Source organism: Streptomyces sp. NPDC096013, assembly GCF_044763565.1.
Lineage (GTDB): Bacteria > Actinomycetota > Actinomycetes > Streptomycetales > Streptomycetaceae > Streptomyces.
This window is the reverse complement of the sequence record NZ_JBIWGK010000012.1, coordinates 155,100-174,743: the sequence shown is the minus strand read 5'-3', so window position 1 is coordinate 174,743 and position 19,644 is coordinate 155,100. Positions and strand designations below refer to the sequence as shown.

Sequence of the window (19,644 nt, the reverse complement as noted above, 5' to 3'; positions counted from 1 at the left end):
AAGATGTCCGCGGAATCGGCCAGAAAGCTTGCGCTCCCCTCCGGTGAGGAGATCGCGGCGCTGGGTCAGGGCACCTGGTACCTGGGCGAGGAACCGGCCCGGCGTCAACAGGAGATCGCCGCACTGCGGCTGGGTGTGGACCTGGGCATGACCGTCGTGGACACGGCGGAGATGTATGGCGACGGCGCAGCCGAGGAGCTCGTAGGTGAGGCCCTCCGGGGACGCCGGGAGGAGATTTTCCTCGTCAGCAAGGTGCTGCCCGGCCATGCCGACCGGCAGGGCACCGTCGCCGCCTGCGAGGACAGCCTACGCCGCCTCCGCACGGAACAACTGGACCTCTACCTGCTGCACTGGCGGGGACGGTGGCCACTCGAGGAGACCCTTGCGGGCTTCACTGACCTCATGGACGCCGGGAAGATCCGTTACTGGGGCGTGAGCAATCTGGACGTCGACGACATGGTCGAGCTGACCGCCCTCCCCGGCGGCGACGCGGTCGCTGTCGACCAGGTGCTGTACAACCTCTCCCGGCGCGGCGTCGAGTGGGACCTGCTCCCCTGGTGCCGCGAGGCCGGGGTGGCGGTCATGGCCTACTCCCCGATCGAGCAGGGCCGGCTGCTGAAGGCCGAAGGCCTGGGTGCCGTGGCCCGATCCCTGGGAGCCACGCCGGCCCAGGTGGCACTCGCCTGGGTGCTGGCACAAGGGGCAGCCGCGATCCCGCGTTCCGGATCACCCGACCACATTCGGGAGATCCGCGGCGCAATGGACCTCCATCTTCATTCCGAGGCGCTCGACGCTCTGGACAAGGCGTTCCGACCGCCCGGCGGCCCCACGCCGCTGGAGGTGCTCTGAAAGTCACCTCACAACCAGCAAGCGTGAAGGGAGCCGAACCATGACACAGGAACTCCGGGGGATGTTGGTGGGGATTCTGGCCACCGACGGCGTAGAGCGCGTGGAACTCGACCAACCGCGTGGTGCGCTGCAGGGCGCAGGCGCGAAGACCGAGATTGTCTCGCTCCACCCCGGCGAGATCCAGGCCCGCCAGTTCGACTTGAACGCGGCCGGAACTTTCCCCGTGGACCGCATGGTCGCCGACGCCTCCGCCGACGACTACCACGCTCTGCTCCTGCCCGGCGGCACCATGAACCCCGACCAGTTGCGGATGGACCGCGACGCTGTGCAGTTCGTCAAGAACTTCATGGCCAGCGGGAAACCGGTCGCATCGCTCTGCCACGGCCCGTGGACCCTGGTGGAAGCCGACGCTGTGCGCGGCCGCCGCCTGACGTCCTGGCCCAGTATCCGCACCGATCTGCGCAACGCCGGCGCGGAGGTCGTCGACCAAGAGGTGGTCGTCGACGGGCAACTGGTCACGAGCCGCAGTCCCGCCGACTTGCCCGCCTTCTGCGCCGCCATCGTGGAACAGTTCGCGCGGGCACACCACCCCGCGCCCAGCTGATCCGGTGGATTAGGCCCACGGGTTCCCTCTCGTCATCGGCGGGACACAGGCGGCACGTGGTCGCGCGCCGCACTCCCCACAGGCCCGTCACTCTGAACATCACTGAGCGCTTCAGCCCGGCAGGCGGCACCCGCCATCGGCGGGGACACGTGGGGGCTCGGCACGGACGGGACGATGTCTTGCACATCCATCAGGCACACCCATCCGGGCAAAGTGACAAAAAAGAAACGAAAGCAGCATCAGTGGGGTCGGGGACCCGTTCGATCCCAACCGGTCACAGCAGTGTCCGGGCCGTCTCGAGCGGCTGGGCACCGGAAAGGAGTCCCATCATGGCCGACATCAACGTCGCGCTGCACGTACAGGTCGAGGCGCTGCCTGGCAAGGAGGAAGAAGTCGCCGCCTTTCTTCGTGAGGGCCTTGCCCTCGTGCAGGAGGAGCCCGGAACCATCGCGTGGTTCGCCGTGCGCCTGAACGCGTCCACCTTCGCGATCTTCGACGCCTTTCCCGACGACGACGCACGTCAGACACACCTCGCAGGCCGGTTGGGCAGTGCCCTGACGGAACGAGCCGGCGAACTGTTCGCCCAACCGCCTTCCGTCCAGCAACTCGACGTCCTGGCCCACAAACTCCCCTGAAGACCGTCTGCGGCCGGGCGGCCGGCCGGCCCGCGCGTCCGCCTCCGCCCCTATGGCCACACGGCCGGGGGACGAGCACCCGGCAACACCGATGACAACGACCGGTGCCGGGCGCGAAGGTGTTCCCATGGTGCTGCGCTATCGGATCAACGGCCCGGAGTTCGACTTCCCTCACTTCACCGGACTGCCGCCGGTCCGCTATGTGCTCGCGTCGACGCCCCGGTGCGGCAGCAACATGCTCGGGCGTGCCCTGTGGCACACCGGGCTGGCCGGCTTCGCCGAGGACTACTTCGCCGACGCCTTCGTGCTGGACTACTTCGAGCGGTGGGGGTTCGACTCCGACGATCCGCAGAAGTTGGCAGCGAGCTATGTGCGGCGGCTGATGGCATGCAGGACCAGCCCCAATGGCGTCTTCGGGCTGCGGATCCACGCGGGCCACCTCGGAAGCCTGGAGGCCGACCCGTACGACATCCTCCAAGCACCCCGGTACATCTGGATCCAACGCAAGGACCGGTTACGGCAGGCCGTGTCGTACACGATGGCCGAGCAGACCGGCGTCTGGATCCTTGACGGGACCTTTCTGCCGGAGGGGCGCGCGCGTGCCGCTGCCCGGTACGGCTATGAGGACATCCGCCGGCATCTGCGGATGCTCGACCGCGACGCCGCGGTCTGGGAGGACTACTTCAGGCGGCACGGAGTCACCCCGCACACCGTCGTCTACGAGGACCTCGTCACCGACTACGAAGCGGGACTGCGCGGCTGTCTGGACTTCCTCGGCGTCAGCGCGCCCGCGTCGCTGCCGGCTCCGGGAATCAGGCGCCAGGCCGACGAGCTGACGGAACAGTGGGTCGAGAGGTTCCTACGGGATGGTCGTGCTGAGTGGCCAGCGCCGTAGCCGGTAGGGCGTCCACCACACGTAACGCCCGGCGCGATGGACCAGGTGCTCGCGCAGGTGACGATCCAGAACCCGCTCCGTCGACGCCGACGCCACCGCTGGCACGCCGTCCAGCAGCCTCTGGAAAGCCGTGCTGCGGGGGGCGTTGACGACCAGGCGGCGGAGGGAGCCCCAGCGATGGTCGCGGATCTCCAGGAAGCCGGGACCGCGACGGTAACCGCACTTCGCGATGTGGAAGGAGCCGCGCCACGCGGTGACGACGCCGGCGTCGTTCTCCTCTCCCGAGGAGCCGCGGAGGACGGCCACCGGAGGGTACAGATGGCTCAGCGCCTTCCACTGGGCCGGTTCGGCCGTACGGAGTGTCCAGTCCACCGCGATGCCGTGGCCGGTGAGTTCCCGGACGAGGAGGAGGACGGCGACCGCGGATGCGCCGTCCGGATCCGTGAGGTCCACGGGCTCGGTCACCCGGACGAACTGGACGCCCTCGGCGGCGAGTTGTCCGACGGCGTGCACCGGGTTGTCCGGCGGCGCGTCGAGGGTGCCGTGGTAGATGCCCGGCAGGCGCATGGCCGCTGGGTCGCGGTCCTTCCACAGCGTCAGTTCCGTCGTCATCGGGTGTCTCCTGCCGCGCCGGTGGCGGCCAGGGCGGGGACCAGCGACGTGTCGTCCCCGTGCAGTCCTGCGCCGTCGAGGCGCAGCAGGTCCTGGTTGGCCACGGTGGGTGCGACGTGCACGTACTGGCCGCCCTCGGCGAAGACGAGGCCGAGGCGGAGCCAGTGGGTCAGCAGGTCGCTGACTCGCTCCTGGGTCACTTCTCCGGGCGACTCCGGCGTGTCCGCGAGCCGGGCAGCGGTCTTGCGCAGCAGGGCCGGCAGGCTGTGCGGTGTGTCGAGCAGCCGGAACACCGTCACTTCGAGCGGGTCGGTGAGGTCGAGCAGCCGCCAGGTGAAGCCCGGCCGGGTGTCGACCAGGACGATGTGCGTGCCGAGGTCGCAGTGGGTCAGGCGGCTGCGCGGGTACGCCCGTGTCCAGTCGGCGACGGCCGTGCGCAGCCGGTCCAGACAGGCGCCCGCGATGCCCTGGTTTGCGGAGTCGAAGATGTACACCAGGTCGGCGAGTTCGGCCTCCGGCAGGTCGTAGATGTGGTGGTAGTGCGAGGCCGGCCGAAGATCGTCGAAGCCCAGTTCCGGCCGGTCGAAGTAGGGGCTGAACCGTTCGACCTTCAGGCGGGTGGAATTGGCCGGCGGTCCGAGATGGTGCAGCGCGGGCAGCTGGTCGACGATCGCGTCGTAGTCCTGTTCGGTCTCGCCGGGGAAGCCGTAGAGGTAGTTCCAGCTGAGGTTGACGCCGACGGTCTCCGCGTCCCGCAGCAGCCGTACGTTCTGGCAGCCGGTCACTCCCTTGTCCATCAGCTTGAGCACTCGGGTGCTGAGGCTCTCCACGCCGGGCTGCACATAGCTGACTCCCGCCGCGTACAGCGTCGCCAGCTGCTCGCGCCGCAGGTTTGACTTGATCTCGTAGCACAATCGCAGGTCGTACCCGGACTCCTGGAGAAGCGGGGCCATGGAGTTGAGGTAGGCCATGTCGAGGATGTTGTCGGTGACCCAGACGTCGAGCACGCGATGGCGCTCGACCAGGCTGAGGATCTCCTCCACGAAATCCCGCGGGTTCTTGCTGCGGAACTCCATGAACGAGCCGTTGAGACCGCAGAAGGTGCAGTGGTGCTTCTCGCCCCACCAGCAGCCGCGCGAGGCCTCCACCACGAGTCGTGGTTCCACCCAGCCGCCCGCGGTGGACCGCGCGTGCCGCTCGAAGTAGTCGCCGTAGTCGGGCGTGACCAGTGCTCCCGGGGGGAGCGGGGCGGCGTTCATGGGATGGGCCACGGACCGGCCCCGCGTATCGCGGCGGCACAGGCCGGGGATGGCGGCCAGGGCGTCGGCGTCTCCGTCGCGGAGCGCGGTGAGCAGGCGGGGGAACGCGATCTCGCCCTCGCCGCGCACCACGAAGTCGATGTACTCGAAGTTGCGGTGCAGCGCGGCGCCCTGCGGGCCGTCGCAGTTCGCGCCGCCGAAGACGGTGGTGGTGCCGGGCGCCAGTTCCTTGACCACGCGGGCCGCAGCCAGAGCCGCCGCGTTCTGCGCGAACGTGGTGGTGAAGCCGACCACGTCCGGTGCGGTCGCGGCGATCTTGGCGGCGGTCTCCCGGACGAACAGCGGCGCGAGTTCGTGCAGTTCCCGTGCCTTGGCCAGCATGTGCTCCGGCATCTTTTCGCCGAAGTGTTCCGTGAACTCGGCCACCCGCCAGCGGGGTTGGTTGTTGAGCGCGCCTGAGAAGATCCACTCGCTGTGCCCGGAGAAGTACGAGGTGGAGCAGAACTCGTACTCCTCGAAGCCGTATTCCGTACGAGCGGACACCCAGTCGGCGAAGTCGAGGTTGGCGTGCACCACTTCGACGTCCGCGGTGCCGTCCGGGAAGACGTCGAGGATGCGGTGTTTGAGGATGCCGAGGGCGAGGGACGGCGCGTCGAGCGACGACCAGGGCATGTCCACCAACACGATGTGCAAAGCGCGCATCCTCTCCCCGTCACCACAGTCCGCGGCGGGCCAGCGCCCGCCGCGCGGTCTCGCGCCGGTCCGACGGTTCGGCCTCGAAGGCCTCCGCCACCCGCCCGGACACCACGCCGTGAGCCAGTCCGACGGACGTGGTGAAGTACGCGTAGTGCGCCTCGTCCACGCCCTGGGCCTCCGCCGTGGCGCGGCCACCCGCGACGGCTCCCCACGTGGCCACGGACGACGTCGCATACGTACGCACAACTGCGTGGCCGCGCTCCGTAGGGACGATCCCCTCGGCCTCGATCACGAACGACAGGGGTTGCTCGCACGTCAGCGAGGTGAACAGGGCGATCAGCAGCTCGTGGGTCACGGTGTCGCGCAGCGCTCGTGCCTCGGCGCCGTCCAGCAGGTAGGACGCGAACGCCTCCTCCGCCGACAACCCGGGGGCGGTGTAAGGGACCAGCCGGTAGCGGGCGAAGTGCGGTGAGCCGAGGAAGCCGCTGAGCAGGCCGGACTCGGTGGCGCCGGTTTCCTGGAGCAGTCGCAGGCTGCGCGAGAACGTGGTCGCGAGGCTGCCGCCGCTGCCGGGCCGCCAGACCTGGGAGCGCAACCGGCGTGCGGTGGTGTCCAGTTCGGACAGATCGACAGAGGCCAGGCACTCCAGCTCGCCGGGATTCGCTGCCACGGCCTCGGCGCCCTCGTCGGCGAGCCGGGAGCGCAGGTCCGCGTCCAGCAGCAACCGCATGAGCAGGTCGGTCAGTTGATCGCCGTCCAGCGACGTACCCGGCTCCACCGTGGTCACACCGCCTCCCCGCGCTGCCAGGCGCCGACCAGGTCCCGCAGCCGTGCGTAGTTCCGCCAGGACCTCTCGACCAACCGCCCGTCCTCGCGGTACATCGGGTCCTCGTAGGACACTCCGAGGAGGTTCGGGCAGCGCGGCAGCAGATACTCGGTGAGCTCCAGCTGCTCGTCCAGCAGGACGCCGTGGTGCAGGTCGCGGAACTTGCCGCCCACGATCTGGCAACCGGACAGGTGCAGTTCGCGGCAGCGGGACAGTGGCAGGGCCTCGATTCCGTCGTACATGCTCTTTCCGGTACGTCCTCGCAGCCACTGGTAGCTGAGCAGATGCCCGACGTCGAGCGTCACCCTCACCTCGGCGTCCTCCGCCAGCCGGGCGAAGTACGCGAAGGCGTCCATGCGTCCCAGGACGAAGGAGCCGCCCTCCGTGAAGCCGGGGAACTCGACGTGCAGCGGCGGTTCGAGCAGCCGGGCCGCCTCCGCCACGTTCCGGGTGGCGATCTCCAAGCCCGGTTCGGTCAGCGGCGGCGGGAGCGGATAGGGCATCGGTATGCCGCGCAGGCTCCAGATGCCCAGGTCCTCGACGACCCAGGAGAAGCCGTAGCGGGCGGCCAGTTCGTTGGTGAACTCGGCGGCCGGGCGGCGGTCGTAGCGCTCGGGCGTGCCCATGTTCAATTCGGTCTGGTGGAAGGCGCGGGCTGACCCGGCGGGCATCGCCTCGAAGAAGCGGTCGTACGCGCGCACATAGTCGGCCGGCCGTACGCGGGCGCGTGAGCGCGGCTGGAACGCGAGGGCCGAGTACGCGAAGTCGCCTCCGTGGCGGTGCAGGAAGGCGCGGACCCGGTCGGTGACGTCTCCGCCGCCGTCGTCGCTCTCCACGAATCCGATGCCGCGCCTGCCGAGGCGTCCGCCGCCCCACGGCATGTCCATCAGGACCCCCAGACCCAACCGGTGCGGGGCTTCGGTGGCCGTGGCCGTGGCCGTGCGGGCGCCGCCGGGTGTGGTGCGCGGCGGTTGCGTCATGACGAGCTCCTGGCTGAGGGGGCCGGGCTTGCGGACGGTTTCGCGTCGAGGCTGCCCGCCCCGGCGTCGGCCAGCCGGGCCAGGAGTCGGCCGCCGCGGTCGGTACGGGCCGTGAGAAGGCCGTCGGGGCGCTGTTCGACGTCGTCGCGGGGGAGTGCGTAGAACCGCTCCCGGACGACGTCGGCGAGGGTGACGCGGTCGGCCGTGCGGTCGTCGGCGGACGTGGGCACGGTGCGTACCCACGTGTGCGGGCGCAGGGCTGCCAGGGCGGCCCCGCGACGGTCGTTCTGGGCGGGGTGCGACGAGGCCGAGGCTTTCGTACGGCCCGGTGTGACGGTGTGGAAGATCCGCACGAGCCGGTCCAGTGCCTCGGTGCGTGTCGGGCCGTCGCGGACGGACAAGGGGTGGCCGACCCGGCCGGCCAGGTAGCTCAGTTCGGGGTTGCCCGCGAGGCGGTCCGTGGCGTCGAGGGTGAGCCCGTACCCCTCGGGGTTGCCCACGAGTCTGCTGCCGGGTTCCGCGACCATCAGCTCCAGCGCGTCGATGCCGATCCGCCGCTCGTTGTCGACGAGGAAGCGCAGGGACGCCTCGAACTCGTCCGGCGTCTCGTCCAGCACCTGGCCCATCACGGTGAACCGGACGGTGATGCCCGCCGCGTCGAGATTGTCGAGGATCCGCTGGTAGTCGGCGGCGCGCACACCCCGGTCCATCCGGTCCAGGAGGCGCTGGGAGGTGCCCTCGTAGCCGACCGAGATCATCGCGCAGCCGACCGCGGCGAGATCGAGGCAGAACTCCGGGTCGGTCAGGATCGCCTCCAGCCGGCCGCGTACGCCGAACCGGACCCGGATGCCGCGTTCCCGGGCCATGCGCATCGCCTTCAGGATCAGCCGCAGGTTGGTGTTCTCGTCCGCGACCGACACATACCGGGTTCCCGTGGCACGGACCACGGATTCCACCGCGTCGGCGATCTGGGTGGCGGTGCCCTGCTGGTAACCGCCTTGGGGGAGCGCCCTGTTGCCGTAGGAGCAGAACGCGCACCGCCCCCAGTAGCAGCCGACGCACGAGACGATCGCCAGCTCCAGGGCGTCGTTGAGGTAGGAGCGGAACGGCAGTCCGGCGAAGTCGGGCGGTCCGAGGTCACGGAAGCGCAAGGTCACCGGCGGCCCTGTGCGTGACTCGGCCCCGGAGCGTGACAGCCAGGTCATGCCGGGCACGGCGGTGAGCGGCACCGTCCCGTCCAGCGCGTCCAGCCAGCGTTCGAGCGGCTCTTCCCCGGCGGTCGGGCACAGGGCGTCGACCGATTCCAGGACGCCGGGCAGCCGGGCGAGGCTGTCGTGGCGGAGCATCACCTGCTGACCGCCCAGACAGATCCGGGTGTCCGGTGCCAGCCGCCGGACCCAGGCGGCGATCAGCAGTGCGGGCGCGAGCTGGCTGAAGAACGCCACGGACAGGCCGACCACCCTGGGGCGATGCCGGCCGAGCAGCTCGGCCACCAGGCGGTGCAGCGACGCGACCGGTACGTCGGACGCGGCGGGCGGCCGGGCCGCGGCCCGGCGTACGGCATCGTCGAGCCGGCCGAGGTTCTCCCACGTCCGTACCAAGAAGGTGTCGCGGACGAGGAGTTCGAGAGCCAGGCCGGCGAGCCGGACCGCACGGTCGGGGCCCAGGTCGCCGGTCGGCTCCTTGCGCAGGACGTGGGCACGCAGGTCGCCGATGTGCGCGGCGAACACGTCGGCCACCGCTCGGCGGTACCAGTCGCTCCCGGCCGTACTGTCGTCGTCCGTGACCTGGGCACGGACCGCGTCGTCCAGCAGTGCGGGACGGCGCAGCAGCTCGTGGAGCACGGCGATGTTCAAGTCGGCCTGGTGCACCCGCCGGCCCCGGCGGCGCAGGTGGCCGGTCAGGTAGGGCAGGCTCAGATACGGGAAGAACCGGGCCTCGGTCTGCGGCGGGAAGATCAACAGGGCGTCGGTGCGGGTACGGTCCGTTGACGTGCTGGACGGCACGACCCACCTCCTCGTCCCACCGGGCTCATCCGTCGGAGAGTTGCCTTGGCCCCCGCTCGTCCTACTCGGGGATGTCCTCGGTGCTCTCCGCCGCGATGTAGGTGTACGTGTGGTACGCCGCGCCGAGCTTCAGCTCGCTGGAGTCGATCACCTGGAGTTCTTCGAGCTCCCCGAATTCCTCATCGACGAGATTCTCAGGAGATGCAGCAGTCATGGATTTCTCCCCTTCGTGAAGGTGATGGAAATGTGCTGCTTACCGTGTGGGCGCTCACGTTAGCCACACCGCGCGCGCACCAACAGCCCATACGTCGTCGTTTGGGCGGGACGACATTCAGCCAGGTCAGTGACTCATGAACGCGCACCGGCACCGAGGGTGCGCAGCAGCCGTCCACATGACCATGGCTCATATTCGCCCTCGTCACCGGGCGGTTCGGAAAGATGACGGACAACACTGCTGTGCTGCTGGAGGGCTGTTTGTACCGCCATGTCGACGCGGCCGTGGTCCGCGCGGCCGTCCGGCGTCCCGACCACCGGATGGTCTGGCCGGACCTGACCGGCCTGTCCGCGCACCGGGAAGCGTGGCGGGCGTGGCTTCAACAGGTCTGGCAGACCGCCGACTTCGCCGCGGCGGTCGAGTTCTCCAGCCCGGACCTGATGAGACGGGTACAGCAGATATGCGTCGGCGAGCCGGTGCCGGAACCCGCCGTGCGGCGCGCGGTGCTCTCGGTGCTGCGCTATCTGCTGCGTGCCCGCTCACGTGCCACTCCGTTCGGCCTGTTCGCCGGTGTCCAGGCCGCCCGCACAGGGGCAACTCCCGTGCTGCGAGCGGGCACCGGGCACCGGACGGTCACCAGACCGGACGCGGTGTGGACCGCGGCTCTGGTCGACCGGTTGGAGGAACACCGCGCGTTCCGGCCTCATATGACGCTGATCGCCTCCGGCCTCGCGTTCGAGCGCGACGGACGCCTGGTGATCGAGTACCGCCCCAGCAGCACGGACGACGGCATCCCGGCGCACGTGGGGATACGTGCGACCGGACCTGTCCGCGCGGCCATGGACGGCGCGCGGACACCGATACTGTGGGCGGTTCTCGCCGAAAAGCTCTCCGCCGGCTTCCCGGCCGCCTCGCCCGCCGGAATCGAGAGGCTGCTCGCGAACCTCGTACGCCAGCGATTCCTGGTCACCAGTCTGCGTCCCGCGGTCATGGCCTCCGACCCGATCGCCACCCTGCTCGGTCAGGTCCAGCACCTGCCCGCGGCCGACGTCACCGGGCTGCGTGAGGTCGAGTCGGCCCTGGCACGGCACGACGGCGCGACCGCCACCCCTGAGGGCGCCTGTGCCGAACGCGCACAGGTCACGGCCGCGATGACACGACTGTGCCCCGACGCGAAACCCGCGCTCGCCCTCGACCTGCGACTGGACTGGGACCTGGTGATCCCGGACGCGGTGGCCGAGGAGGCGGCGACGGCCGCCGCGGTGCTCACGCGGCTGGCGCCACGGGCCGCGCTGAGTCCCGCCTGGGTCGCCTGGCACGGCAACTTCCTCGAGCGCTACGGCCCGGGAGCGGCGGTACCCGTCCTGGTCGCCGTCGAGCAACTCGGCTACCCCTCCGGCTACCTCGGGGCCGGAGCCGGAGCTGAGGCGGCGGGCCCGATACTCACCCCCCGCGACAGCCGGCTGCTGAAGCTCGCGTACACCGCCGCGATGGTGCACCGCCACGAGGTCCGACTCGACGACGCCGCGATCGACGAACTGGAGGTGGCGGATCCCGACAGGCCCGTGCAGCCCAGCACCGAGGTGACCGTGCGGATCCACGCCGAGAGTCAATCGGCCCTGGAAAAGGGGGAGTTCACCCTGCATGTCGTGGGGGTGGCCCGTGCCGCCGGAACGTCCACCGGGCGCTTCCTTCACCTCTTCGACGCCGACGACCGCCGACGGATGACCGATGTCTACGCCGGCCTGCCCGGCGTACAACAGGACGCGCTGATCGCGCAGATCGACACCACTCCGCTGTACGTCCGCTCGGCGAACGTCGCGCGCACCCCGCGGATCGCGGAGTGGGTGATCCCTCTGGACGGCTGCCACGGCCCGGACGCGGGCCAGTTGCCCGTGACGGACCTGGCGGTGACCGCCGACGCCGAACAACTGCACCTGGTCTCGGTCTCCCGTCGCCGCCCGGTGCACACGATGCTGCCGAACGCGGTGGATCTGACCCAGCACACCCATCCGCTCGCGCGGTTCCTGACCGAGGCACCGGTGGCACTGACCGTCCCGTGCACCGGGTTCTCGTGGGGAGCGGCCGTGTCCGGTCTGCCGTTTCTCCCCGCACTGCGCTACGGGCGCACCGTACTGTCCCCGGCTCGCTGGACACTCGGCCACGACGACCTCCCCGGCGCGCGGACGCCATGGCCGCGGTGGGACGAGGCCCTGGCCGCATGGCGTCGCGATGTGCACCTGCCCGAGCACGTGTACCTGGGGGACGGAGACCGGCGCATGCACCTGGACCTGGCACAACCCTCGCACCGGGTCCTGCTCCGAACCCACCTGGAACGCGACGGCAAGGCGCTGCTCCGTGCCGCACCGAGACCCGGGGACCTGAGCTGGACCGGCGGCCGCGCCCACGAGATCGTGATACCCCTGGTCGCGGCGGACCGGCCCCGCCCGCCGGTCCGAGACACGGGCCACGTCGTCGGCCCGGAGCACGGTCTTCTCCCCGGCTGCGGCAACCTGCTCTCCGTCCGGTTGCACGGACACCGCGACCGACAGGACGCCGTCCTGACCCGTCATCTGCCCTCCCTGCTGCGGGAGTTGGGTGAGCCCCGCTGGTGGTTCGTCCGCCACCGCGATCCCGAGGACCACCTCCGTCTCCGGCTGGACTGCCCGCCTGGTTCGCTCGGAGACGCTGTCGGGCAGGTCGGCGAGTGGGCCCGGCGACTTCGGCACGCGGGCCTGATCACCCACGTGAGCCTGGAGACCTACCAGCCGCAGACCGCGCGCCACGGCGGCCCCGCGGCGACGGAAGCGGCCGAGGCGTACTTCGCCGCGGACTCGGTCGCCGTCCTCGCCCAGCTGACCGCGCAGGCCGGTCAAGGCGCTCCGGACGCCCGTGCGGTGACCGCCGCGAGCATGGTGGACATCGCCGTCGGCATGCTGGGGGAGGAGGCGAAGGCGATGCGCTGGCTGATCGGGCACACGCGGACGGACAGGAACGCTCCCTCCAGAGCGGTGTACGACGAGACCATCGCGCTGACGACAGCATCGCTCACGTCCCGGGCCCTCGGTACCCCGGTTCGTGACGTGCGCGTCGCAGCGAGCTGGACCGCGCGTCGCGCCGCGCTGGCCGCCTATCGCGCGGCGCTTGACGGTACGGAAACGCCGCTCCCGGAGGACCTGTTGTCGGACCTGCTGCATCTCCACCATGTCCGCATGTCCGGGCCGGGGCTTCCCGAGGAGCGCGTACACCTGCACCTGGCCAGGGCGGCGGCACTGAGCTGGACAGCACGGACCACCTGAGGGATCCAGCGCACCCTGATGCGGCGGCGAGGCGGGACGACGCCTGGTTGTCCCGTCACCGGCATCTGGCTGGAGGGCGTAGGGCGCTGAGATCTCGGTTGTGGACAAGGACGTTGTTCCGGCGAGGGCGCCGTTCACAAAGAGCGACATCGTTGAGGCGGATGTGTCATGGCTCGCGATGACCTGCTATCAGGTGCAGGCGGTCACCGTGGGGCCGGTGATGCTCGGCCCTGCGGCGGAGCGGAGTCGGTGTCCGTGGCGCGGGTCGTGTACGCGAGCTTGCCGCCCGCGAGTTGCGGATAGAGCACGCTGACGTAGTGACCGTCCGCCGACAGCACCGTCTGCGTTGTGCTCGCCGAGGCACACTTCACCCAAGCGGTGGCCGTGCAACTGGCGCCCGTGTCAACGGCGTTGGCGTCGACCTTTGGTGCTTCGGGTGCCGTCGAGGCTGACGGCCGCGGCTCCGACCTTTCCGGTCGCCCGGGAGGCGTTGCAGTACAGCCGGTCACGAACTGATCAGAGGACCGGCCGCTGCGGTAACGAACTGGGCGGTGCGGTCGGCAGGTTGATACACGTTGCGATATCTGCGTTGCTGGCTAGCGTGATTGTCGTCTGCCTGTCGTACGACGAGAGGACTGCTGGTGCCGGAGCTGGAAACGGGAGTTCGCCTGTGATCTGGGAAGGGGCCGTTCGTGAGGAGCGGATCCGTGAAGCGGCCTGAACGTGTTGCTGTCATCGGAGTAGGCGTCATCGGGGCGAGTGTGGGCTGGAACCTGTCCCGGCACGGCGCCGAGGTGGTCTTCATCGACGCAGGCCAGCCGGGCGAAGGCGTCACCAACTGGTCTTTCTCGTGGGTCAACGCGAGCAACAAGACCGCGCGCAAGTCCTACTTCGACCTGAACGTCGCGGGTATTTCAGCTCACCGTGAGCTTGCCGGGACCATCGGGCCGGACTCGTGGTGGTATCCCAGCGGCCACCTGCGCTGGACAGACGATCCCACAGCGGAGGCGAAGTTCCTGGAGACAGCCGAACTGCTGGCCGCCTGGGACTACCGGGTCGAGATGTACACGGGGGCCGAGGTCCGTAGCCGCTTCGAACCGGCTCTCATGATGCCCGACGATGTACCGGTCTTGTTTTACCCCGACGAAGGCTGGGTGCACGGACGTCATCTTGTCGGCCGCCTGGTCGGCCAGGCCGTCGCATCCAGTGCCGAGCTCCGGTCCGGCAACGCGGTACGCGACATCGGCACCAGTGCCGATGGAAGCATCCGGTCAGTTGCTCTGTCCGATGGGAACCATCTCGACGTCGACATCGTCGTGAACGCGGCGGGCCCCAGCGCCTCCCACGTCGCAGGACTCCTCCCGCGCCGGTTGCCGATGCGCCGGGAACCCGGCGTCGTCACCAGGATCGACTGTGCTCAGGTCCCCGTTCACCGGGTCATGCACGCGCCTCACATCGAGATTCGTCCTGCCGGAGACACCTCGGTCGTCCTCCACAGCCGCGAGATCGACGCACTCATCGACACCGTCGAAGACCAAGGTCAACTCGCACAGCTGCTACACGAATCGGCGCGCTACGTCGTCCCCGCGCTCGGAAACTCCCGTATCGCAGAGACACGAGTCGTCGACCGGCCCATCCCTGCCGACGGATGGCCCTCGGTGGGAGCGGTGGCATCCGTGCCCGGCTACTACGAGGCCGTTTCCCACAGCGGCATCACGCTTGGGCCGGTGATCGGCCGCCTGCTGGCTTCGGAGATCCTCAGCGGAACGAGAGACGAGCTGCTCGCGGACTTTCGACCCGAGCGGTTCCCCTCCTGACGACCCGGGCGGCGGCGCCACCAGGCAGGTGCTCTCCGGGCGATCCTGGGCACCGCCGGGTCTGACGACGATGGGATGGATGGTGGTCAGGCAGCCGCCGCCATCACGGTCGGCGGTCGATGCCCGCGTGGGACGGCGTGTCGGCTTTCGGGTGAGTCGTCGGGTCATCAGGGGGATGGCCGCCCAGGTGATGAGCGTCTCGCTGACCTGCGGCAACCCCTCAAGGTCCCGGCAGCGGCGACGGGCCCGCATGCTCCACGAAAGCGACCTCTCGACGACCCAGCGGCGCGGCAGGACCACGAAGCCCTTGGCCCCCGGCGGGCGCTGGACCGTTTTGATCTCGATGTCGAGTCGTTCCTTCGCCCAGTCGACCAGCCCGCCCGCGTAGGGGGAGTCCGCTCAGACGATCGCGATCTCGGGATGCATCAGGTGGAGCCGGAAGAAGGCATGCGTGGCCGCGTTCCGGTCAGTGACATCGGCCGGGGTGAACAGTTCGTCCCCGCGCGCGGTCAGACAGGCGAACAGGTCGTCGCGGAAGCGTGATGCTTGCGCGAACGCTCCCCCGGGATCGACGTATGGCAGCGGACTCACCTTCACGGCCTTGGTCTTGATCGGTGCATCTTGGTCGGAGCACATGATCAGACGAAGACCATAGTCATGTCCGGAAAATACCTGTACGGGCGATCATATTTGAGCATCGTTCGACCAAGTCCCTTGTGCGGGTGATGTGATGGCTGGCGTGACTCGGGACCCGTCCCAGCCCGGCGTCAATACCCTTGGTAGGTGACCTCAGATGAGCTACGCCGACCACCGGCGCCAGTCATGGCGGTGATCGCCCTCACCGCACTGCCGGCCGTCGCCATCCTCGTGATAGCGATCCTGGTCTCTTTCGCAAAAGGCGATCCTGCTGGTCTGCTGTTCATCCTTGTCGCGCTCCTGCCGGGCGCGACGGCCTTCGGACTATGGCAGGGCAACCGCGGCGCCCGGGTTGTTGCGATCATCATCGGTGTGGGGGCCATCTCGGCCAGCAGCGCCCCTGGCGTGTACAGGGGGGCACTGATCATCTACGCGGTGGCTGTCATCCTCATGCTGGTAGCGCCAAGATCGTCCCGCGCCTGGTTCACTCCCGCCCCTTGACCTTAAGGAACGAGTCTTACCCTGACGTTCATGGTCCGGCGTCGAACGCGACTCGAACTTGATCAGCGTTTTCGCAGTTCAGTGGAGACGAAGGCGGCCTTCGTCTGGTCCGGTGCTCCGTCACAGAGTGGAACAGCGCGAAGGCCGTGTCGTGAGGCTGGTGCATCAGAGTGTCCTGCGGGATGCGTTCGCGGAACTGTCACGTCTCCGGACGGAGTTGTACGCGTGTCCGACCACGCGGGGCGGCGCGCTGTTCGAGTGCTCGCGGCTCGTTCTCGACGAGACCCGGCGCTCCTGGTCGGAGCGGCCGGTCCTGGAACGGGTCTACACCTCCCACGAGTTGCTTCTCCTGCCCTGCGAACGGCCCGAGTTCGACGGCGACTTGCTCGGGGATCGCACCATCCTTGATCCGCTGGGCGGCTCCTGCGCGGGTAGTCGCGTTGAGCTTCGCGGGGCGGCCGGCCGGGAGACGGCGGGTCTCCGCAGCCGGTTGCCGTCGGTGTCCTGGCGGACGTCTCCCAGCCAGTCACGCCGCGCAACCACGACACTATGGTGCGCGGCGTGACCGTGTGCGGTCAGTCCGGCAGTTCCTGACGGACCGCGGCCTCCAGACCGGCCAGAGCCTGGCGGTAGAACCGCGGCCCGTAGGAAACCCTCGCCACGCCCAGCTCGCGGAGCTTGGCCAAGCCCAGCACTCCGGGCCTCGTGTTGCCGTTGACCGGCCCGGGCAACTCGGCGACCAGGGTGGCGATGGTCCGCTCGTCGCCGACGCCGATCGGGTAGACGCAGTCGGCACCGGCCGCCAGGTAGCGGCTGCCCCGGCGGGTCGCCTCCGCGACCCGGTCGGCGTCGGCCACACCGGACGCCGGCAGGAAGACGTCGACACGGGCATTGATCACGATCGGAATCCCGGCGTCCTCCGCCGCGGATCGGACGGCCGCCAGCCGCTCGGCCTGCGCACCGGCGTCGACGAGTCCGCCCGTGCGGTGGTCGGTGTCCTCCAGGTTGCAGCCGGTCACGCCGATTTCCAGCAGCCGGTCCACGAATTCCTGTGGCGGCAGGCCGTATCCGGCCTCGGCGTCCACGGTGACGGGAACCGCCACCGCACGGGCGATCCGGCCGGCCGCGGCGAACATCTCCGGCCACGGCGCGGCTTCGCCGTCCGGGTAGCCGAGCATCGCCGCGAACGCGGCGCTGCTGGTGGCGATCGCAGGGAACCCGGCGTCAGTGATGATCTTGGCGCTGGCTGCGTCCCACGCGTTCGGCAGCACGAGCGTCTCGTCGGCGTGATGCAGTTCGCGCAACAGCACGGCATGCGCCTTCAAGTCCTTGTTCTCAAGCGGCATTGTCACTCCCCAGCAGTGCCATGTTCTGGTGTTCGAGTGCCTTGACCGGCCCGTTGCGCCAACCCTCGGCCAGCGCCGCCGACATCGGGTCGGGGAAGATCTCGTCCTCCCCGTTCTCGACGCCGTCGACGATGGCCCGTGCCACGTCGGCCGGCGAGGTCTTCGGGATGTCCCAGTCGCGGATCATGTCCGTGTCCACAGGCCCGGGCAGCACGGCATGCACAGCCACGCCCTGCCGCGCCAGCAGGGCACGCAGCGACTGGGACAGGGAGAACGCGGCCGCCTTGGAAATCGCGTACGCCGGGGTGATCGGCACCGCGGCGAGCGATGCGAGCGACAGCACGTTGACGATCGCTCCTCGCGAGCGGACCAGCAACGGCTGAAAGGCCCGGGTCACGGCGTAGGTGCCGAAGAGGTTGACGGCGAGATGCTGTTCGAGCGCGGAAACCTCGCTCAGGTCGTCGATCAGCGCCACCCCGGTGTTGTTGATCAGTACGTCGAGCTCGGTCAGGCTCTCGGCAGCTGCCCGCACCTGCGCCGCGTCGGTCACGTCGAGGGTGACGGGCGTGACCCTGGGGTCCGGAGACGCCACGGGCCGGCGTGCGGCCGCGTAGACGCGCCGTGCGCCGCGCCGCAGGGCTTCCTCCACCAGCGCCCGGCCGATGCCCCGGCTGGCGCCTGTCACGAAAATCGTCTTGTCGGTGATGGTCATGCCTCTACTGACACGGCCCCCGCCCAAAACCGGGCGCTCGGACAGCGACCAGTTTCAGCGACCACCGGTGTCAGTACAGGAGAGGATCCATACGGAGGTGTCGGATGGAACTGCTCGATCGGGCCCGAAGCGGCGATCGGGACGCGTTCAGCGCCCTGGTCGAGCCGCACCACGGCGAACTGCGCGCGCACTGCTATCGCATGCTCGGTTCGTTGCAGGACGCCGAGGACGCGTTGCAGGAGATCCTGCTGTCGGCCTGGCTCGGTCTCGACGGCTTTGAGGGGCGGTCGTCGGTGCGCACCTGGCTCTACCGCATCGCCACAAACCGCTGCCTCAACCAACTGCGCTCGGCGAGCCGTCAGCCGGTCACGGTTCCCGAGTCGCTACCGCTGCCGCAGCCGAGTCGGCTGGGCGAGGTGACCTGGCTACAGCCATATCCCGACGTGCTGCTTGCGGAGCGCCCCGACCAGGCGCCCGGGCCCGAGGCCCGGTACGAATCCCGCGAGGCGATCTCGCTCGCATTCGTCACTGCCGTGCAACTGTTGCCGCCGAACCAGCGCGCGGTGCTGCTGCTACGCGATGTGCTCGGGTACCGCGCCGGCGAGACCGCCGAGCTGCTGGGGCTCACCGAGGACGCCGTTGCCAGCGCCCTCAAACGCGCTCGCGCCAGGATGAACTCACCTCAGACCGCACCGCCCGCACCCGGCGGACCGGATGAGCGTGAACTGCTGGACCGGTTCGTCGCCGCGTTCACCGAACTGGACGTCGACGCGCTCATCGCGCTGATGACCGACGACATCTGGGTGCGGATGCCACCGCTGCCGTTCGAGTACCGCGGGAGCGAGGCCGTGCACCGCTTCTTCAGCGTGATCCGCACCCTGCTGGGACGGATCGACCGCCTGGTGCCCGTACGCGCGAACGGCCAGCCCGCCTGGGGCGAGTACACGCGTGACCGGGTCACCGGCACTCTCCGTCTCGTCGGCGTCGTGGTGATCGGCCTCGCCGGCGACCGGATCTGCGAGTTCACCCGGTTCGAGACGACGGTCGCGCCGTACTTCGGCATTCCCCGGACACTCGACTGACTGGCCCTGGCAAAGCCTTTGGACGTGCCGGTGGGTGATGACAGACGGTGTGCGAGGAATGCTCCGTGGATGTCGTCGCGTCGTTCCCAGCGGATGCGCGGGCGGCGGAAGCCATGCAGCCACGCGGTCGTGCGCTCTACGACGTAGCGGAAGATGCCCGGACCAGTGCCGTGAGATTCGCCCTGCTTCGCGCTCGCGGGGCAGATCCCATGCTGCCGGAGCAGGCGACGGTAGTTGTCGTGGTCGTCACCGAGCGGGATGCCCTGGCCGTCGGTGGTGAGGCGGTGCTTGCTTCCCGGACGTGCTCCGTCGATCGGGCCGGGTCCGCTTTTGGGGCCGCGCGGACGTGCGAGGAGTCGATCACCGCTCGGGAGGAGACCGGCTCGAAGCCGGCCAGGGCGGAGGTGTCGTGGGTCACCGGCGACGTCGACGGCAGGCAGACCAGCGACCTCGTCTCCGCTTGGTACCAGGCGGAGACCGCCTGCCGGCATAGGCAGATCACCGGCCGCAAGCGCGAGTTGGCGGAGGAGAAAGCCCACAACACGAAGGCCCACAACACGAATTCGGTCGAGCGGGCGCAGACGGTTCTGGCCGCCCGGAAGCAGGCCGTTCTCCTCTCCGTAGGCAGTTCTCTCTCGCTTCTCCCAAGTCGGCTGCCGTGTCCTGGAGTTCGTC

At 69.5% G+C, this 19,644-nt stretch carries 18 protein-coding genes and 1 pseudogene; 8 read left to right on the top strand and 11 right to left on the bottom strand.

What is annotated here, in order from left to right:
- Nucleotides 1–3 precede the first annotated feature (3 nt).
- The 4 genes from ACIRB1_RS33855 (at nucleotide 4) to ACIRB1_RS33840 (ending at nucleotide 2,983) form a co-directional block, all read left to right on the top strand.
- Entirely contained in the window at nucleotides 4–849 is an 846-nt protein-coding gene (locus ACIRB1_RS33855) for an aldo/keto reductase (protein WP_403468087.1), read from the top strand.
- 40 nt (nucleotides 850–889) lie between these two features.
- Nucleotides 890–1,453 carry a type 1 glutamine amidotransferase domain-containing protein gene (locus tag ACIRB1_RS33850; protein ID WP_403468086.1) on the top strand — a complete coding sequence of 188 codons (564 nt, stop codon included), beginning with the start codon at nucleotides 890–892 and terminating at the stop codon, nucleotides 1,451–1,453.
- Between the two features lie 329 nt (nucleotides 1,454–1,782).
- Complete coding sequence (locus tag ACIRB1_RS33845) at nucleotides 1,783–2,088, top strand: putative quinol monooxygenase (RefSeq protein WP_201106393.1); 306 nt, start codon at nucleotides 1,783–1,785, stop codon at nucleotides 2,086–2,088.
- A gap of 127 nt (nucleotides 2,089–2,215) precedes the next feature.
- The gene (locus ACIRB1_RS33840) at nucleotides 2,216–2,983 is read left to right on the top strand and encodes a Stf0 family sulfotransferase (RefSeq protein ID WP_403468085.1); all 768 of its coding nucleotides are present in this window, start codon (nucleotides 2,216–2,218) and stop codon (nucleotides 2,981–2,983) included.
- On the opposite strand, the gene ACIRB1_RS33835 is transcribed toward ACIRB1_RS33840, so the two are convergent.
- The 6 genes from ACIRB1_RS33835 to ACIRB1_RS33810 form a co-directional block, all read right to left on the bottom strand.
- Nucleotides 2,948–3,595, bottom strand: coding sequence for a DUF5825 family protein (locus tag ACIRB1_RS33835; RefSeq protein ID WP_403468084.1), 648 nt, complete (start codon nucleotides 3,593–3,595; stop codon nucleotides 2,948–2,950). The genes ACIRB1_RS33840 and ACIRB1_RS33835 overlap by 36 nt on opposite strands.
- A complete protein-coding gene (locus ACIRB1_RS33830; RefSeq protein WP_403468083.1) occupies nucleotides 3,592–5,556 on the bottom strand; it encodes a RiPP maturation radical SAM C-methyltransferase in 1,965 nt (654 codons plus the stop codon). Before ACIRB1_RS33830 ends, ACIRB1_RS33835 begins: the two co-directional genes overlap by 4 nt.
- Nucleotides 5,557–5,566: 10 nt before the next feature.
- Complete coding sequence (locus tag ACIRB1_RS33825; protein ID WP_403468082.1) at nucleotides 5,567–6,337, bottom strand: hypothetical protein; 771 nt, start codon at nucleotides 6,335–6,337, stop codon at nucleotides 5,567–5,569.
- Nucleotides 6,334–7,356 (bottom strand): DUF692 family multinuclear iron-containing protein, encoded by a 1,023-nt coding sequence (locus ACIRB1_RS33820; protein ID WP_403468081.1) that lies wholly within the window; start codon nucleotides 7,354–7,356, stop codon nucleotides 6,334–6,336. Before ACIRB1_RS33820 ends, ACIRB1_RS33825 begins: the two co-directional genes overlap by 4 nt.
- Nucleotides 7,353–9,362: a B12-binding domain-containing radical SAM protein gene (locus tag ACIRB1_RS33815; protein WP_403468080.1), complete on the bottom strand. Its 2,010-nt coding sequence runs from the start codon at nucleotides 9,360–9,362 to the stop codon at nucleotides 7,353–7,355. Before ACIRB1_RS33815 ends, ACIRB1_RS33820 begins: the two co-directional genes overlap by 4 nt.
- 61 nt (nucleotides 9,363–9,423) lie before the next feature.
- On the bottom strand, nucleotides 9,424–9,576 hold the full coding sequence (locus tag ACIRB1_RS33810; protein ID WP_352185459.1) for a hypothetical protein: 153 nt from the start codon (nucleotides 9,574–9,576) through the stop codon (nucleotides 9,424–9,426).
- A gap of 224 nt (nucleotides 9,577–9,800) precedes the next feature.
- On the opposite strand from ACIRB1_RS33810, the gene ACIRB1_RS33805 reads away from it, so the two are divergent.
- Nucleotides 9,801–12,875, top strand: coding sequence for a lantibiotic dehydratase (locus tag ACIRB1_RS33805; RefSeq protein WP_403468079.1), 3,075 nt, complete (start codon nucleotides 9,801–9,803; stop codon nucleotides 12,873–12,875).
- A gap of 203 nt (nucleotides 12,876–13,078) precedes the next feature.
- On the opposite strand, the gene ACIRB1_RS33800 is transcribed toward ACIRB1_RS33805, so the two are convergent.
- Complete coding sequence (locus ACIRB1_RS33800) at nucleotides 13,079–13,213, bottom strand: hypothetical protein (protein ID WP_352185457.1); 135 nt, start codon at nucleotides 13,211–13,213, stop codon at nucleotides 13,079–13,081.
- Between the two features lie 369 nt (nucleotides 13,214–13,582).
- Between ACIRB1_RS33800 and ACIRB1_RS33795 the strand changes: the two genes are divergently transcribed.
- Nucleotides 13,583–14,692 carry an NAD(P)/FAD-dependent oxidoreductase gene (locus ACIRB1_RS33795; protein WP_403468078.1) on the top strand — a complete coding sequence of 370 codons (1,110 nt, stop codon included), beginning with the start codon at nucleotides 13,583–13,585 and terminating at the stop codon, nucleotides 14,690–14,692.
- Nucleotides 14,693–15,091: 399 nt separating this feature from the next.
- Here ACIRB1_RS33795 and ACIRB1_RS33790 read toward each other — a convergent pair whose 3' ends face one another.
- On the bottom strand, nucleotides 15,092–15,328 hold the full coding sequence (locus ACIRB1_RS33790; protein WP_403468198.1) for a hypothetical protein: 237 nt from the start codon (nucleotides 15,326–15,328) through the stop codon (nucleotides 15,092–15,094).
- 147 nt (nucleotides 15,329–15,475) lie between these two features.
- Here ACIRB1_RS33790 and ACIRB1_RS33785 point away from each other — a divergent pair, with 147 nt between their 5' ends.
- On the top strand, nucleotides 15,476–15,829 hold the full coding sequence (locus ACIRB1_RS33785; protein ID WP_352185455.1) for a hypothetical protein: 354 nt from the start codon (nucleotides 15,476–15,478) through the stop codon (nucleotides 15,827–15,829).
- Nucleotides 15,830–16,404: 575 nt separating this feature from the next.
- Here ACIRB1_RS33785 and ACIRB1_RS33780 read toward each other — a convergent pair.
- Complete coding sequence (locus ACIRB1_RS33780; protein ID WP_403468077.1) at nucleotides 16,405–17,175, bottom strand: isocitrate lyase/phosphoenolpyruvate mutase family protein; 771 nt, start codon at nucleotides 17,173–17,175, stop codon at nucleotides 16,405–16,407.
- The gene (locus ACIRB1_RS33775; protein WP_403468076.1) at nucleotides 17,165–17,887 is read right to left on the bottom strand and encodes an SDR family NAD(P)-dependent oxidoreductase; all 723 of its coding nucleotides are present in this window, start codon (nucleotides 17,885–17,887) and stop codon (nucleotides 17,165–17,167) included. The genes ACIRB1_RS33780 and ACIRB1_RS33775 overlap by 11 nt, the downstream gene beginning before the upstream one ends.
- A gap of 104 nt (nucleotides 17,888–17,991) precedes the next feature.
- Between ACIRB1_RS33775 and ACIRB1_RS33770 the strand changes: the two genes are divergently transcribed.
- Nucleotides 17,992–18,969, top strand: a complete 978-nt coding sequence (locus ACIRB1_RS33770) for a sigma-70 family RNA polymerase sigma factor (protein ID WP_403468075.1) — start codon at nucleotides 17,992–17,994, stop codon at nucleotides 18,967–18,969.
- Nucleotides 18,970–19,022: 53 nt separating this feature from the next.
- Here the strand turns inward: ACIRB1_RS33770 and ACIRB1_RS33765 are convergent.
- Nucleotides 19,023–19,307, bottom strand: a pseudogene (locus tag ACIRB1_RS33765) (IS5/IS1182 family transposase); the annotation flags it as partial.
- Nucleotides 19,308–19,644 lie beyond the last annotated feature (337 nt).

What these genes read in the sequence shown, in the direction of transcription:
- ACIRB1_RS33840 (WP_403468085.1), top strand. Translation starts at nt 2,216, where the DNA reads ATGGTGCTGCGCTATCGGATCAACGGCCCGGAGTTCGACTTCCCTCAC.
- ACIRB1_RS33855 (WP_403468087.1), top strand. Translation starts at nt 4, where the DNA reads ATGTCCGCGGAATCGGCCAGAAAGCTTGCGCTCCCCTCCGGTGAGGAG.
- ACIRB1_RS33850 (WP_403468086.1), top strand. Translation starts at nt 890, where the DNA reads ATGACACAGGAACTCCGGGGGATGTTGGTGGGGATTCTGGCCACCGAC.
- ACIRB1_RS33810 (WP_352185459.1), bottom strand. Translation starts at nt 9,576, where the DNA reads ATGACTGCTGCATCTCCTGAGAATCTCGTCGATGAGGAATTCGGGGAG.
- ACIRB1_RS33845 (WP_201106393.1), top strand. Translation starts at nt 1,783, where the DNA reads ATGGCCGACATCAACGTCGCGCTGCACGTACAGGTCGAGGCGCTGCCT.
- ACIRB1_RS33780 (WP_403468077.1), bottom strand. Translation starts at nt 17,175, where the DNA reads ATGCCGCTTGAGAACAAGGACTTGAAGGCGCATGCCGTGCTGTTGCGC.
- ACIRB1_RS33805 (WP_403468079.1), top strand. Translation starts at nt 9,801, where the DNA reads ATGACGGACAACACTGCTGTGCTGCTGGAGGGCTGTTTGTACCGCCAT.
- ACIRB1_RS33820 (WP_403468081.1), bottom strand. Translation starts at nt 7,356, where the DNA reads ATGACGCAACCGCCGCGCACCACACCCGGCGGCGCCCGCACGGCCACG.
- ACIRB1_RS33830 (WP_403468083.1), bottom strand. Translation starts at nt 5,556, where the DNA reads ATGCGCGCTTTGCACATCGTGTTGGTGGACATGCCCTGGTCGTCGCTC.
- ACIRB1_RS33770 (WP_403468075.1), top strand. Translation starts at nt 17,992, where the DNA reads ATGGAACTGCTCGATCGGGCCCGAAGCGGCGATCGGGACGCGTTCAGC.
- ACIRB1_RS33775 (WP_403468076.1), bottom strand. Translation starts at nt 17,887, where the DNA reads ATGACCATCACCGACAAGACGATTTTCGTGACAGGCGCCAGCCGGGGC.
- ACIRB1_RS33835 (WP_403468084.1), bottom strand. Translation starts at nt 3,595, where the DNA reads ATGACGACGGAACTGACGCTGTGGAAGGACCGCGACCCAGCGGCCATG.
- ACIRB1_RS33790 (WP_403468198.1), bottom strand. Translation starts at nt 15,328, where the DNA reads ATGTGCTCCGACCAAGATGCACCGATCAAGACCAAGGCCGTGAAGGTG.